Source organism: Tenacibaculum amylolyticum (assembly GCF_964511145.1).
Lineage (GTDB): Bacteria > Bacteroidota > Bacteroidia > Flavobacteriales > Flavobacteriaceae > Polaribacter > Polaribacter amylolyticum.
This window is the reverse complement of record NZ_CAZEFZ010000008.1, coordinates 146,118-162,018: the sequence shown is the minus strand read 5'-3', so window position 1 is coordinate 162,018 and position 15,901 is coordinate 146,118. Positions and strand designations below refer to the sequence as shown.

Below are 15,901 nucleotides of genomic sequence, written 5' to 3'. Positions count from 1 at the left end.
CAGGTGGCGGTGGCGGTGGTGGCGGTGCATTAATCACCAAAGACTCTTCTTCAACTTCTGATCCTAAGTCTGCTACACCTAAATCACCGTAATTTTTATCGTAAGTTTTGTGCTCTATTGCAATGTAAGTAACAAACAAAGCCAAAACTAACCCAAGCTGAATGAACAACTTACTGTAATTTTCAAGGTTAAATTTTGGATTTTTCTTTATTTCCATCCTAAATGTTTTTATAAGGTCTGCTAATTTAACTAATTTATTTTGACTTTTACAAGCTATTTAACAAATTGAATTGCTTTTTTTCAATTATCTTAAACACTAAAAAGGCAATAAGCACACCTAATGTGTTAGCAATCATGTCTACATAATCAAAAGTCCTATACGTTGTAATTGTACCTTGTAATACTTCTAAAAGAATTCCGTAAGAAATACTAAGTACAATTATGATTGTTCTTATTTTTTCTTTTTTAAAAAATGCTAATAACCAGAAAAAAGTAAGTACAAAATAGGCGGTTGTATGTTCAATCTTATCTAAGTACTTAATATAAATAGGCTGACTCCCTACTTTTATTAAACTCAAAATTGCGATAATTATTGTAATACTTATCGCAATATAAATGGCTTTATCCTTCAATAAGCTTTTGATAAGCTTCAGCATCTATTAAATTTTCTATCTGACTCGTATCCTCTATCTTCACTTTGATCATCCATCCTTTTCCATACGGATCAGAATTTACCAACTCTGGTTCGTCTTCTAGTGTTTCATTAAATTCAATAACTTCTCCCGTTAATGGCATGAATAAGTCTGAAACTGTTTTTACAGCTTCTACAGAACCAAATACCGCTTCTACTTCCACCGTTTCATCTAACGTATCTACATCTACATATACAATATCTCCTAATTCGCTTTGTGCAAAATCTGTAATACCAATAGTAGCTGTATCTCCTTCAATTTTAATCCACTCGTGGTCTTTTGTATATTTTAATTCAGCTGGAATATTCATTTGTAATTTTGTTTAATATGTTTTTAAAATTTTAGTTTCCTAAGTTGTATACCAAGTTAAATCCTGCATTAATAGATTGTCTTGGGAAATTGGTTGAGATTGCATATTCGAATGTATTGTGATTATAATAAAACGATGCTCTTAAATTGCTGTTTAAATTATAATCTGCAATAAACTTTAATCCAAATAATCGCTCTCCTCCTGTAATTTGATTATTATCCTCGTCTATTGAACGTATTAATGTAAGGTTATCTCTTAAAGAAATATCTGCTCTAATGTTTATATCTCCTCTTAATGTTTCTTTCTTCCCTGTAATACGTGTAATTAATTTTACATCTTTAATTCTATATCCTAATCCAACTACATATTCAGTTCCTTTAAGGTCAGTAAGCGTGTTGTTATTAAAATTTAGTGTTAAACTTCTATCTTTCTTTATTTCCCCTCTAAATGAAAATGAATTTTTCATTTTCATATCTACTCTAATTAATGGTGAAAATTCATCGATTAAAGTTGCTGACGAAATTAATAATTCTGGTTGATAATTCCCTGAATTATTTGTTAAGCTTAAATCTGCACCATCATATTGTAAGTTATTAGTAAAATTCGCTATTGTATATGATGATTTATAGCTATTTGATAAGGTGAAAGATGAGAAATTCTTCTTAAACCATTTGAATTTCATTAATCCATTATATCTCATTGTCCAGTTTGGCAATGGAATATTCTTGAAAATTCCTGTGCTTGCAGATCCTACATTTTCTCCAGAATATGCCGCTAAAAAAGCTGGTAACATTGCTTGCTGTCCATTCGTTTTAAATCCTGGGTTGTTATTTGTTGGATCTATATCATTTGGCAATGCAGGATTTTGACTTCCTATTCTATTTGCAATAGTACTTCTATAATCTAAGAATGTTCTGAACAGTTCTTCGCTATCCGTAAACATGGTACCTAACATAAAATAACTTGTACTGAAGTTTCCTGTTTCGAAAGCTCTTAAGTCTGGATTCTGACGAGTTCCATCTACATAATTTACAATATCTAACTGTTGTGTTAAACTAGAAGTTCGTATTCTATTTCCTCTTAAATCTATAGTTAAATCCTTCACAGGTTTTATAGAAATATTGTAATCTAGATTATTGTTCTTCGTTCTACCATAGTTTTTATTGAAGTAATTATCTCCTTCGTTTCTGGTAACTAACCAACCATTACTAATAGCTTCTCTTAAAATTTCTGTTTGACTACCAAACACAAAACCTAAAGTAGGCGCTAAGCTTCCATTAAAATTACTTCTTCCAAGGAAACCTACTGAAGGTCTAAATCCTTGTAATAAAGTTCCACTCTCTTGAGAGTAACCTATTTTAGCTCTCTTTACTGAGGTTAATACATCGTAAGTACCTTTTAATAGTTTCTTACCAAAAGAAGCATTCTTCTTTAACTTGAATTTTTGATTCTTTGGTTTCGGTTTAGCTCCTAAAGTTACCGTTCCTTTCTTAGGTTTAGGTTTCTTTTTACCACCTTTTAATAATAGTTTTTCTAAACCTAAAGTTTTATAGAATCGTTTAAAATCTAATGTAGCATTGATATTATGTTTGTTGGAATTTTGAATCATATTTCCAACTTTATCCTCTATACTTACCTGAACAGGAATTCCATTTACTTCTTCTGTAACCGTACTTCTAGAAGAAGCTTGCCAATCGAAATTAGCCGTATATCCGTAATCTGATGTAATGAAATTTAGGAATGGTATTTTATTTATTGGTAATTTATAAGTTGAGTTTAACGTCTGATGATATTGATTACGACGACCAAAAGTAAAGAACTTATCAAATATTTCTAACTCTTCATCTCTTCCAAAACTGTCGTAGATATAATTGTTTGTTGCATTGAAATTTAGTTGTAATGATTTTGTTAAATCAAATCCAACTGTATAATCCCAATCAAATAAGAATCTACGCTGAATTAATTCTGGTTGCGCAGTTAAACCTGCAATTAAGTTTCTTGATTGTTGTAAATTATAATTCCTATTAATTTTTGAGTTAATCGCAATATTCTTAGGTACTGGATTAAAGTTTAAATCTCTTATAAAGCGCCAGTATTTACCTTTTAATTTTTCAGATTTTTTGAATGGTTCTATAACAAAAGGAGTGAAATTGAAATTGTAATTAACTCCAGCCATTAAATTCTGATTCACAAAACGCTCTATATTATAATCTTTGTGGAACTCTTCACTAAAAGAGTACGATACTGCAAAGTTTTCTACATCATAAAACTTTGGTTTCTTTTCACTCTTTGGATTTCTATTTTTCTTTACATTAATAAAGCTAATACTTTTTCTTCTCGTATAATCTTGTGCATTTTCAGCATTGCTCCTAACTTGAGGCGATCCTGATTCTTTTGCCTCAGCTAAAGAAACGTCTTGATACTGTGGATCAAATTTAGGATCTATAAACTCTTCACCATAACTATAGCTCATTGGAACTTGCATGTTCCATTTTTTAGGCATCATTTTACCTAATTGAACATTGGTTGCTACGTTATATTGTTTTGCTTCTTCTAAACTTCTTTCTTGTACTCTTTGATCTACATTTCCAAAACCTACCGTAGACATTCTTCCTGCTAAAGATAAATCAATTACATCTGCAAAATTTGCATCTGCGTTTAATACAGCTGCCCATCCTCCTTTGTTATCGAAACCAACAGCTCTTAATTCGTTAAACCATACTTCAACACTTCTATCATTAACTGTGCTATTTTTTACCCCTAACATTACCGTTCTAATTTGTGCTAATGTTGGGTTTCCTTTCACACTAATTGCTAACCCATTAGAAGATGTCCCTGTATAAATGTCTGTTGGTGATACTCCTGCTCCATCTCTAGTTAATTTTAAGGATGCTAAATCTGGTAATGGAACGTCTAAGTTATTTTCTTCTGGCCAAACATCTAAAGATGACGCGCTTGAGGTTGATAAGGTTAATGGTCTTTCTATTTCATAATAGTTATCATCTAAGTCAGTTCCTAAACGAATAATGGCTACCATTTCATTATTCGTTACTGGTCTTCCTGGAACTTCTTCAGCATGCAAAAACATTCGTAGATTTTTATATCGTCGTAAATCGATACTAATGTTTTTGAAAATCGCTCTGGTTTTATTTGGACCTAAATCTGTAACTGTAATTGTTGAAGATTGCTCGTTCTGACGTTGAATTCTGTTTGTTCCTTGTAACTGCTCTCTAGGAATTCCAGGAGGTAACTCATAACGATCGTCATTTTGTTCGATACTTACTACTCCAACTTCAAAATTATTTAATTCTGTATTATCTAAATCTTCTTCTGGATTAATTGCAGGGTCTAATGTTCTTGTATAACGTCTCCAATCTCCTCTTACTAATTCTAATTCAGCAAAACGTAATACTACAGGCATACGGAACTGCGTTAAATACATACGCATAAATCGGATACTGTTAAAATCTGTGATTCCTCCAACTGCTTGTGAAAATCCGTTACGAACAGGAATTCTAAATTGATACCAAGTAGTACTTCTTGTGTTTCCGTTTGGTAATGTAACTGGTTCTGATTTTACATCTACAATAAAGTTCGATCCTTGCACTAAATCATTTTGCTTTAAAGAAACTTTATATTCAAAATAAGCACTAATCGGATTCATTGTTTGATCTCGGTTAATATCCTCTGTATCTGGATATGTAGAACCTGAAGTAGGGAAACCTTCTTCCGACTGATCTATTGTTGGTGAGTTTCCTTGTGTACCGTTATAGTTTTTATAACGAGTTAAAACTGAGGCATTCGAAGCATCTAAATCGCTTCCTCTAAAAAACTGGAAATTATCTCCTGCTGGATCATCTCCATAAATATTTCTTGCTTGAGCAACATCTGTAATAGTTGGGAAATTCTGAACAATCTTTTCTAATTCTTCTTCATCTGTTAAACCATCTAAACCTATATCTTGCTGTGTTCTTTCACTAGCATTACTACTAAATGCATACAAAATTGATGGATTTTGAGGTATTTGTCCCCAAACAGTAGAAATTTCTGGAACTGGATTTTCTGTTGTAGATAATCCGTTCTCATATTGCTTTCGAGAATCTCTTAAAATATCTTCAGAGATGTTTCCTAAGTTTATAAATAAATCTCCTTGGTTGTTTATACTCTGTGGATCTACTCCTGCTGGTAATCCTTCTTCTTGTGTAATCGAATAGTTTTCATAAGGATCCATTAACCAGAACTGGATGTACTCTACATTTGCTTGTTCAAAATTATTCGTAGTGGTTAATGCTCTCATAATCCCTCCCCATTTATCTTCTGGGTTTCCAGTTGTAGGATTAAAATTGTAAGGCCCTCTTTCATTCGGGTAATATGCTAAATCTAGTGTACGTACTAAATTTAATTGCGTAATATCTAAATCTGTATTCGGAAATAACTCAGAAAAACTAATTTGTCTTACCTCATTTCTTGATAATTCAACATCATTAATATTTGCTGGTCTATTGGCACTGTTTGAATAGAATAACTGATCGATACTATACCATGCTAACTTAGCTCTATCATAATTATACGTTAATCCATCTGTTACCTCTCCGTTAAAGACATCGTTCCCGTTTTCATCTTGAATAGGCGTACTTGCCAGTTTCCATTGCTCTGCAGATGTTAAATTAATAGGAATTTGTGTTGCTTCAAAATCGTCTAAATACGAAGTTGCTGTTCCATTTACATCGATACCACTTGGTGAACCTGGTAATAAATATGCAAAATCTCCTCTTACAGATACGTTAGATGGCGCATCTGTTTCTACAAAAGGAAGTTTGTTTGCTAATTTTGTTAAATAAGGTACTTCTGAAGAGAAATCTATATTGAAACCTAACATGATATTATCGATAGGCTCTGCTCCAAAATTTACTTTCGGGGTAATAGGTCTTTCACTAACATTTAAAAAAGTACCTCCAATAATAAACTTCTCATTAAATTGATGTTCTACATCAATTCCTAAGAATGTTTTTCTTTGCTGATTAAAGAAAGTATTGTTTTCTACAGAAGCATTAATTGGTACACCAGAAGCTTCTAATCCTGGATCTAATATTTCTACTCTACCTAACTGATAGTCGACTACATAATCTACTCCTTCTACTAAAGATCTTCCTCCTGCAGTTACTCTTACGGACCCTCTAGGAATGTTAAATGCTCCTAATGAAATTCCTCGACTTGTTTCTGATTTAAAATATCCTTTTAAGAAGAACTTATCTTTATTTTGATATTCGTTCTTTGCTTGAACTTTTGTTGTCAAATATAATTCTTCAAAAACGTATCTGTTTCTATCTTGTGTAGTTGTTAAAACATCGTTCAAGTATTCTCCAAAAGGCTCAGTTGTTGGGAAGAAAATAAGTCCTTTACTAGCATTTACTGTTGAACCTTCAATAAAATCAAAGAAACCATCTCCTATAATTTTTAATCCTCCACTAGTTACGGCTTCAGAAATTACTTGCTGACTTGCATCTAATCTATCTAAACCAAATAATCGTAGTAATGGATCATCACTTACAGGATCATTTGGATTGTTATTTATAAATGAGTTTGATTGCTGAAGTGTATTTTGTAATGTTCCTGTTTCATCATCTCTATATAACAGTTCAAATCTAAATCCTTCTTGACTTAATGGATATGCTCCTATGGCATACACGTTTTTCATCATTAAGCGCCAAGTTGGAAACGGAACAAAGTTAGTACCAACTTGTCTTCTCGTAGTTAAAATTTCACTACGTAATAATTTTACTGCAATATTTGCTGGTGGACTTACTCCATCGTTTGAGAATTCCCCTACTTTAAAAATAGTTTCATTATTAGAAGCTCCAACTACAGTGTATTCATAAGATACTGCTAATACTTCTCCATCATTCAGTCTTCTATTTAATGAGATATATCCTAACTGTGGGTTTAGTGTATATTCGTTTGCTTGTAATTTTCTTGCATTTTGAAGGTAGGAATAATCCCTTCCTTGAATCATTTCAGTAGGTACAGCTCCTTCTAATGTTCCAATATCTCTTATTCCTCCTGTAGTATTCGCTAATAAAGCATCTATATTATTTACTCCATTATACGGTAAATTACTTCCTTGAACTGTAATAGGATTGGTTACCACATCTACATAACCTTCTTGCGCTGTTCCTGAAGTAAAATCTGCACTTACCATATCACTGAAGTTAGATTCTCCAATATCTGCGAATGCTACAATACTTCTATAATCGGTTACATTTTGGTTTCTATTTGTTATCCAAACTTCAATTCTATTAATATTGATTGGACTATTGATTAGTGGATAACTAGCTAAAGCTCTATCATAATTTTCTCTAAAGTATTGTGATAAGAAGAAGTGGCGATCGTTATCATAATCTGTTACTTGTAACTCAAAAGGTTCTATAACTGCTCCTCCTTGAGCTACAACATTTCTCGACTGAGAGTTTTGTTGAGAGAATGCTGTTCTAATCGTAGTTTTTCCAAACTGAAAATCTGCTCTTACCCCAAATAATGCTTGCGCTCCGTTAATTAAAGAGTTTTTAATTGGTAAGTTTACGTTACCAGCATCTATTTTCTGAATAATATCATCTTCTGTTGGTGTATATTCTACTTTAATAATATTCTGAAAATCGAATGTAGATTGTGTATCGTAGTTTGCTGTTACTTGTAAACGTTCTCCAACTTTTGCTTGTAAACTCGCACTAATTTGTTGATCGAAATCGAACGTAAAACTACTTTGGTTTTCTACAGATATTTGTGGGTTTTCTGTATTTTGGTAAATCCCTCCTAATTTCAAACTAATTTGTCCTGTTGGAATCACCTCTACTTCATTTCCTCCAAAGACAGATTCGAAGAATTTTGAGTTTACGTAATATTTAGGAAGTAAATTTTTTCGTGCTTTTTCAGAGCCTTTACTAGCACTTGTAGCTTCTATTTTTTCTTTAAAGTACGATTTTATATCGCCCTTTAATTTATACTTATCAAATTCTCTTGGAGTTAAATATAGAGGCGTTCCTATAAGATAATCTCCAATTTTTTCAATAATTACAAATTTGTTAATTGATTTGTCGTATGTAATTTCCGTAGTAGTGGGGTTGTTGAGAAATAGTTTTCCTTTCTGATTAAAATTAAAGTTGTACTTCAACGGGACAATTGTGTCCTTTTTTACAGAAACTGAATCCTTACTTGTTGTATTCTGAGCAAATGAAACAACACTTACTAGTATAGCAAGTGCTGTTATGAATCTATTACGAAAATTTTCTTTCAACCTTTTTACAAACTTTTTAATGCCTTTTTAATCAGCTCCTCTACGGTGGCTGCTGGCGATTCTTTTAAAATATTCGTTACTACCTTGTTTGCTTGTTTACGAGCAAATCCTAAAACCTCTAATGCAGATAACGCTTCTTCTTGATTTGTATTGTTGTCAACAACTGAAACTTCATCAATATCAAAGGTTTTAAGTATTTTTTCTTTCAGATCTATAATAACACGCTGAGCTGTTTTAGCACCTATTCCTTTTACCGATTGTATCAGTTTTACATTCTCTGAAGCAATGGCTTGTTGAATTTCTTCTGAAGTCATAGATGATAACATCGTTCTAGCGATACTAGGCCCAACACCAGATACAGAAATAAGTAATCTAAATATCTCTCTTTCCGTTTTATTAATAAAACCAAACAAGGTATGTGCATCTTCTCTAATAGATAAATGTGTGTATAACAACACATTTTCATCTGATGGAAGTGCTCCATAAGTATTGAGTGATATATGAAGAAAATATCCAACTCCATTACAGTCTACTACTGCATAAGTAGGATTTTTCTCTACTAATTTCCCTTTAATCTGCGTAATCATAATCTCCTTTAACAAATGCCTAAAGTAGGAAAATTTTTACGATTCTAAAACCGTTATTTTACTACTTTCTAATTGCTTAACCTCGTTTTTCTCGCTCTTGTGCGTCTACTACTGCTACTGCAGCCATATTTACCATTTCATCTACACTTGCTCCTAATTGCAATACATGAACTGGTTTACTCAACCCTAATAAAATAGGCCCAATAGACTCAGCTCCATTGACTTGTTTCATTAATTTGTAAGTAATATTTGCAGATTCTAGATTAGGGAAAATTAGGATGTTTACTTTCTTCCCATTTAGCTTTGAAAAAGAAAATTCTTTTGATAATAATTCAGCATTTAATGCGAAATCTGCCTGAATTTCTCCATCTACTACTAAGTCTGGATAATTTTCGTGCATATACGCTACTGCTTCTCTAATTTTTATAGATGTTTCTGATTTTGTTGATCCAAAATTTGAAAATCCTAACATTGCTACATTTGGCTTCATACCAAACATTTTAGCCAAAATACTAGTGTATTGTGTAATCTTAGCTAGTTCTTTCGCATTCGGATTGATATTAATCGTGGTATCTGCCAAGAACATAGGTCCTTGTTTCGTAAGCATTAAGTTTGTTGCTGCTACTTTAGATACACCTCTGTCTTTTGGAATAAGTTCTAATATTGGTTTTACTACTGAAGGATATGGACGTGAATATCCTGTGATTAATCCATCAGCCTCTCCAGCATTTACCATCATCGCTGCAAAATAATTACGTTCTCGCATCCATTTTTGAGCTTCTAAATAAGTAATTCCTTTTCTCTGACGGCTTTCCCAATAAACTTTGGCAAATTGCTCTCTACGTTCTTTTTCTTCTGGAGTTTTAGGATCAATAATCATTACATCAGCATTAAAACCTAATTCTTGTTTTAACTCTAAAATAATTTCTTTATGTCCTAATAAAATTGGAACAGCTATTTTTTCATCATACACTCTTTGCGCAGCTTTTAATACATCTAAATGATCTGCTTCTGCAAAAATGATTCTCTTTGGGTTTGTTCGTGCTCTGTTATGTAATAATCTTACTTCTTTACTTCCAGAACCTGATCTATCCATTAAGGAATCGCGGTATTTATCCCAATCTTCAATAGGTTGTTGTGCAACTCCACTATCTATCGCTGCTTTTGCAATAGCTGGTGGAATTTCATAAATTAATCTTGGATCAAATGGCTTAGGAATGATATAATCTTTACCAAACGAAAGACTTATTTCATCATACACAATATTTACTTGCTCTGGCACTGATTTTTTTGCTAAATCCGCTAAAGCATGTACTGCTGCCATTTTCATTTCCTCATTAATTTTAGTCGCTCTAACATCTAAAGCTCCTCTAAAAATAAATGGAAAACCTAATACATTATTTACTTGGTTTGGGTTATCTGATCTACCCGTCGCCATAATAATATCATCTCTTGTTGCTACTGCTAAATCATAAGCAATTTCCGGATCTGGATTCGCCATCGCAAATACAATAGGATTCTTTGCCATAGATAATAACATCTTAGGACTTACTACATTTCCTTTAGACAAACCTATAAATACATCTGCATTATTCATAGCTTCTTCTAAAGTATCTACGTCTCTATCTGTAGCAAACTCTTCTTTTTGCGGAGTAAGATTCTCTCTACTTTTTCGAATCACACCTTTGCTATCGCACATAACAATGTTCTCTAGCTTTGCTCCTAATGCAACATATAGTCTTGTACAAGAAATAGCCGCGGCACCTGCACCGTTTACTACAATTTGTACTTCTTCTATTTTTTTACCATTAATTTCTAATGCATTTTTAAGTGCTGCCGCAGAAATAATTGCAGTTCCGTGCTGATCGTCGTGCATTACAGGAATATCTAATTCCTCTTTTAATCTTCTTTCAATTTCAAAAGCCTCTGGTGCTTTAATATCTTCTAGATTAATTCCTCCAAAAGTAGGTGCTATTGCTTTAACTGTTTCTACAAACTTATCTACATCTGTAGCATCTACTTCTATATCAAACACATCTATATCAGCAAATATTTTAAATAGCAGTCCTTTCCCTTCCATTACGGGTTTTGATGCTTCTGGACCTATATCTCCTAATCCAAGTACTGCTGTACCATTTGAGATAACGGCTACTAAATTTCCTTTCGTTGTATATTTATAAACATTGTCTTTGTCCTTTGCTATTTCTAAACAAGGTTCTGCCACCCCTGGAGAATAAGCCAAAGATAAATCATGCTGTGTTGTGTATTTCTTTGTTGGTACAACCGATATTTTCCCTGGTGAAGGTTTTGCATGGTACAAAAGCGCTTCTCTTCTCTTACGTGATTGACTCATATATTTCTAGTTGTTTGTTTGAAGTTGCTAATATACGGTTTGTTATCGAAGAGCAACAATATTCTGTAGTTTACAATAGAGTTCTACAACAGTTTTAATCTTGCCAATAAACAATATCAGGGGATTATACTCTTGATATTTATGCTAATTATAATATCTAATAAATCATTTCTTATAATGCTATGACGAAAATCATTTTTTAAAAACGTATTCCGTTACACCTTTGCATCAGAAGTTTTAATTAAATCATACAAAATGAAAACAATTCCCCGTAACATTCCTGTATTGAACGAAGAAGTTCAATGGGATAAAACAAAAACGATTGTTAGTAAAACAGATGTTTATGGAACTATATTATATGCCAACGATGCTTTTAGCGAAACATGTGGCTATGAAAAAATAGCTCTTATTGGTGAACCGCATAATATTATTAGGCATCCAGATATGCCTAAAGTTGCTTTTAAAGCTTTATGGCAAGCTTTAAAAAAAGGTGAAAACTTTCATGCTATTGTTAAAAATCTAACGAAATCTGGAAAATATTACTGGGTAATTACTGATTTCACTATAGATAAAGATGAAAACGGAGAGACTACTGGATATACTGCAAGAAGAAAAGCTGTACCAGACAGTGTTATAGACAAAATTGCTCCGCTTTATAAAACATTACGTGATATTGAAATTTTAAAGGGTGAAGCTGCTAGTGAACTTTATTTTAATGCTTTTTTAAATGAAGAAGTTGGAAAAAGCTACAATGATTTTGTTGTAGATTTATTTGAAGAAGAGCTAAAAAAAGAAGAGTTAGCCAAATTAGCTAAAGAAAACCCGAAAGAAGAAATTAGCAAGTTTAAAAAGGGGTTAAGCTGGTTTTTCTTCAGTAAATATGAAGAATAACCGAATGGTTTAACTAAACTGTAAAAGGCGGCCGGCATTTGCTTAGGCCGCCTTTATATATTATATGGAGAAGCTTTTATTGTAAAAAACGAATATTTTCTGTTAGACCTTTGTACTTTGCTCTTTTTACTGCTGATTTTTTAAACACTTTCCTGAACGTTTCTTCAGTTAACTCCTTCCAATCTTCTTTTTTCATATCTAACAACAATTCTTTAGGTTGAAAAAGTGGTTCGTTATGGGGCTTAGAAAAACGATTCCACGGACAAACATCTTGGCAAATATCACATCCAAACATCCAATCTTCCATTTGCTCTTTAAATTGCGACGGAATGTTATCTTTTAATTCAATAGTAAGGTAAGAAATACACTTACTTCCATCTATTTGATTATTTGGAAGTATTGCTTCGGTTGGACAAGCATCTATACAACGTGTGCATTTTCCACAATGATCAGTTGTAAATGGATCATCATACGCCAACTCTAAATCTATAATTAACTCCGCTAAAAAGAAGAAAGAACCTTGTTGTTTTTGTATCAACAACGTATGTTTTCCATTCCATCCCAAACCTGCACGCTCTGCCCACGCTCTTTCCATAACTGGCGCAGAATCTACAAAACAACGTCCATCCACTTCACCTATTTCTTCTCGAATACACGATAGCAATTCAAATAGTTTGTTTTTAATAACATGATGATAATCTTCTCCATACGCATATTTAGCTAATTTATAAGCTCCATCTTTTTGTGTTTCCTCGGGAAAGTAATTATACGAAAGTGAAACAACTGACTTAGCTCCCTCTACCAAAAGTCTTGGATCTAAACGTTTATCGAAATGATTTTCCATATACTGCATTTTTCCATGAAAACCATTTTCTAACCATTCCTCTAAACGAGGAGCTTCTTCTTCTAAAAAATCTGCTTTTGCAATTCCACAAGAAATAAAGCCCAAGCGTTTAGCATGTGCTTTTATAATTTCTGAGTATTGTTTAGTTTTTTCCAAAAAAGAAACCATTTGTTAACTACAATATTACTGATTACTTTTAAATTTGCATTTACTTAACTTTAGTATATCAAATAAAGTATCCCTAATAAGCGTTTCAAATAAAAAGCATTTATAATATGAAAAAAGTTCTAAAAATAGTAGCCATAATTTTTGTTGTTTTAGTGGTTGCTCTAGCTGCAATTCCGTTTTTATTCCAAGATAAATTAGTGGCTCTTGTTAAAGAAACTATCAATAATAATGTAAATGCAAAAGTATCATTTTCTGATGCGAATTTAAGCTTACTAAAAAGCTTTCCAAAAGCTTCCGTTGAGTTAAAAGATGTTTTAGTTACTAATTTTGAACCTTTTGAAGGTGATACTTTAGTATACAGTGAACGTATAGAATTAAAATTAAAACTTACTGAAGTATTTAAAAGCGCTAATAGTCAATTAAATATTAACTCTTTTACAATTGATAATTCTCTTGTAAATGTAAAAGTTGATGAGAAAGGAAATGCCAATTACGATATTGCTAAAAAAGATGCAGCAGTAACTACAGATACCACAACATCTGAAGAGAGTTCTCCTAGTAATTTCAAATTATCTCTGAATTCATATGCTATTTCTAATGCAACTATACGTTATAAAGATGCACAGGGAAAAATGAATGTTGTTTTATCTGATTTTAATCATTCTGGTAGTGGGGATTTCTCTCAAAAAACTACTGAATTGGATACTAAAACCACTACAAATATTCTATTTGAGAAAGATGGAAGTGCATTGGTAAATAATCAACATTTAGATTTAACAGCTGTTTTAGACTTAGATTTAGAAAACAGTAAATATGCTTTCTTAAAAAACGAAGCGCACATCAATCAATTACCTTTAATATTTGATGGTTATGTACAATTAAACAACGACAATAGTCAAGACGTGCATGTAAACTTTAAAACTCCATCTTCTGATTTTAAAAACTTCCTAGCTTTAATTCCACAAGAATATGCTAAAAACATTGCAGATGTAAAAACATCGGGAGATTTTAGTATTGTTGGAAAAGTTGACGGTAAAGTAACAGACACCACTATTCCAAAAATTGATATCACAATCGCATCTAATAATGCGTCTTTTAAATACCCAAGCTTACCTAAAAGTGTTCAGAATATTCATATAAACACACAAATAAAAAACACTACAGGAAAAATAGACGACACTTATGTTGCTGTGAAGAATTTAGCTTTCAAAATTGACGAAAATCAATTTAGTGGAAATGCAACTATCAGTAATTTAACGAAGAATCCTTATATAAAAACCACTATAAATGGTAAAGTAGATTTAGGACATATTGACAAAGTGTATCCTATAGAATTAGAAAATGAGTTGAGTGGAATTATTACAGCGAATTTAACTTCTAGTTTTGATATGGACGCCATTCAAAACAACAAATACCAACGCATTAAGAACAATGGTAATTTAGCCTTAAATGATTTCTTATTCAGCGGAAAAGATATTGCCAATCCAATTAAGATTAACAATGCAAATGTAGATTTTAAACCTGCTAAAATATCACTAACTAGTTTTGATGCTATTACTGGAACAAGTGATTTAAAAGCCACAGGAACATTATATAATTTACTAGGTTTCATATTATCTGACAAAAAACTACAAGGAACTTTTAATTTAAATTCTGATTCTTTTAAGGTTAGCGATTTTATGGTTGCTGATACCACAACTCCTACTTCTGAAGAACCTGCAAAAGAAGAACAAATAAATGACTCTGAAACTCCTAAAGAAAAATTAAAGATTCCAGCATTTTTAGATTGTGTTGTAAATGCTTCTGCTAAAGAAGTGTATTACGATAATTTAAAATTATCTGACGTAAAAGGTACTTTAATTATTAAAGATGAAAAAGCAACATTAAAAGATGTTAATGGAAATATGTTTGGAGGAAATATTACTTTAAATGGTGCCGTAAATACACAACCAGAAACTCCTGTTTTTGATGTAGATATGGGGATCAAGTCTTTTAATATTGGGGACTCGTTTAAAAACATTGAGCTTTTCAAAATGCTATCGCCAATAGCTGATATTTTACAAGGAAAGTTAAATACAAACATCAATCTTTCTGGTGACTTAAATAATGACTTTACACCAAACTTGACTTCGGTTTCTGGAAAAGCATTGGCTGAAATATTAGCAACAAATGTAGAACCTAAAAAATCAAAAGCATTAAGCTTATTAGGTAACAACTTGAGTTTTGTAGATTTAAAACAATTAAACTTAAAAGATATTAAAACTAAGCTTTCTTTTGACAAAGGAAAAGTAAATGTGAAACCTTTTAAACTACAATACAAAGACATTGATATTGAAGTAGCAGGAAGTCATAGTTTTGACCAATTAATGGATTATAATGCTACATTTAATGTTCCTGCGAAGTATTTAGGTTCTGAAGTAACTGGATTATTATCCAAACTAAACAGTAAAGATCAAAATGTTTCTGTACCTGTAACTGCTAATTTTTCAGGAAGTTTTACCAATCCTTCTGTAAAAACAGATTTGAGTTCTGCAGTTAGTAATTTAACTACACAGTTAATTCAAAAACAAAAAAACAGTTTAATAGACAAAGCCGTTGGTGGTTTACTAGGCGGAAACAAAGACAACAAATCTTCTGCAACCAATACCAAAGAAAATACTGTAGACAAAGTTAAAGGAGTATTAGGTGGTTTATTTGGTAAAAAGAAGAAAAAGAAAGACAATAAAAAGCAATAAACATATTAACAAGAAACTTTGTTTTCTTTA

At 32.0% G+C, this 15,901-nt stretch carries 8 protein-coding genes and 1 pseudogene; 2 read left to right on the top strand and 7 right to left on the bottom strand.

Annotated elements, in window-relative coordinates; genetic code table 11:
• The 6 genes and pseudogenes from ACKTTC_RS04640 to ACKTTC_RS04615 form a co-directional block, all read right to left on the bottom strand.
• Positions 1 to 217: pseudogene (locus tag ACKTTC_RS04640) on the bottom strand (energy transducer TonB); the annotation flags it as partial.
• Positions 218 to 266: 49 nt separating this feature from the next.
• Positions 267 to 578 carry a VanZ family protein gene (locus tag ACKTTC_RS04635; RefSeq protein ID WP_408038633.1) on the bottom strand — a complete coding sequence of 104 codons (312 nt, stop codon included), beginning with the start codon at positions 576 to 578 and terminating at the stop codon, positions 267 to 269.
• Between the two features lie 43 nt (positions 579 to 621).
• The gene (gcvH, locus tag ACKTTC_RS04630; protein ID WP_408038632.1) at positions 622 to 1,002 is read right to left on the bottom strand and encodes a glycine cleavage system protein GcvH; all 381 of its coding nucleotides are present in this window, start codon (positions 1,000 to 1,002) and stop codon (positions 622 to 624) included.
• A 31-nt stretch (positions 1,003 to 1,033) separates the two neighbouring features.
• Positions 1,034 to 8,293, bottom strand: coding sequence for a T9SS outer membrane translocon Sov/SprA (sov, locus tag ACKTTC_RS04625; RefSeq protein ID WP_408038631.1), 7,260 nt, complete (start codon positions 8,291 to 8,293; stop codon positions 1,034 to 1,036).
• A gap of 5 nt (positions 8,294 to 8,298) precedes the next feature.
• Positions 8,299 to 8,880, bottom strand: a complete 582-nt coding sequence (gene ruvA / locus ACKTTC_RS04620) for a Holliday junction branch migration protein RuvA (protein WP_408038630.1) — start codon at positions 8,878 to 8,880, stop codon at positions 8,299 to 8,301.
• Positions 8,881 to 8,956: 76 nt separating this feature from the next.
• The gene (locus ACKTTC_RS04615; RefSeq protein WP_408038629.1) at positions 8,957 to 11,233 is read right to left on the bottom strand and encodes an NADP-dependent malic enzyme; all 2,277 of its coding nucleotides are present in this window, start codon (positions 11,231 to 11,233) and stop codon (positions 8,957 to 8,959) included.
• 255 nt (positions 11,234 to 11,488) lie between these two features.
• Between ACKTTC_RS04615 and ACKTTC_RS04610 the strand changes: the two genes are divergently transcribed.
• Entirely contained in the window at positions 11,489 to 12,124 is a 636-nt protein-coding gene (locus ACKTTC_RS04610; RefSeq protein WP_408038628.1) for a PAS domain-containing protein, read from the top strand.
• A gap of 76 nt (positions 12,125 to 12,200) precedes the next feature.
• On the opposite strand, the gene queG is transcribed toward ACKTTC_RS04610, so the two are convergent.
• On the bottom strand, positions 12,201 to 13,136 hold the full coding sequence (gene queG, locus ACKTTC_RS04605; RefSeq protein ID WP_408038627.1) for a tRNA epoxyqueuosine(34) reductase QueG: 936 nt from the start codon (positions 13,134 to 13,136) through the stop codon (positions 12,201 to 12,203).
• A 107-nt stretch (positions 13,137 to 13,243) separates the two neighbouring features.
• Between queG and ACKTTC_RS04600 the strand changes: the two genes are divergently transcribed.
• On the top strand, positions 13,244 to 15,871 hold the full coding sequence (locus ACKTTC_RS04600; protein ID WP_408038626.1) for an AsmA family protein: 2,628 nt from the start codon (positions 13,244 to 13,246) through the stop codon (positions 15,869 to 15,871).
• Positions 15,872 to 15,901 lie beyond the last annotated feature (30 nt).

Excerpts from the sequence above, each read along its gene's own strand:
- gcvH (WP_408038632.1), bottom strand. The coding sequence starts at position 1,002 with ATGAATATTCCAGCTGAATTAAAATATACAAAAGACCACGAGTGGATT.
- ruvA (WP_408038630.1), bottom strand. The coding sequence starts at position 8,880 with ATGATTACGCAGATTAAAGGGAAATTAGTAGAGAAAAATCCTACTTAT.
- ACKTTC_RS04615 (WP_408038629.1), bottom strand. The coding sequence starts at position 11,233 with ATGAGTCAATCACGTAAGAGAAGAGAAGCGCTTTTGTACCATGCAAAA.
- ACKTTC_RS04610 (WP_408038628.1), top strand. The coding sequence starts at position 11,489 with ATGAAAACAATTCCCCGTAACATTCCTGTATTGAACGAAGAAGTTCAA.
- queG (WP_408038627.1), bottom strand. The coding sequence starts at position 13,136 with ATGGTTTCTTTTTTGGAAAAAACTAAACAATACTCAGAAATTATAAAA.
- ACKTTC_RS04600 (WP_408038626.1), top strand. The coding sequence starts at position 13,244 with ATGAAAAAAGTTCTAAAAATAGTAGCCATAATTTTTGTTGTTTTAGTG.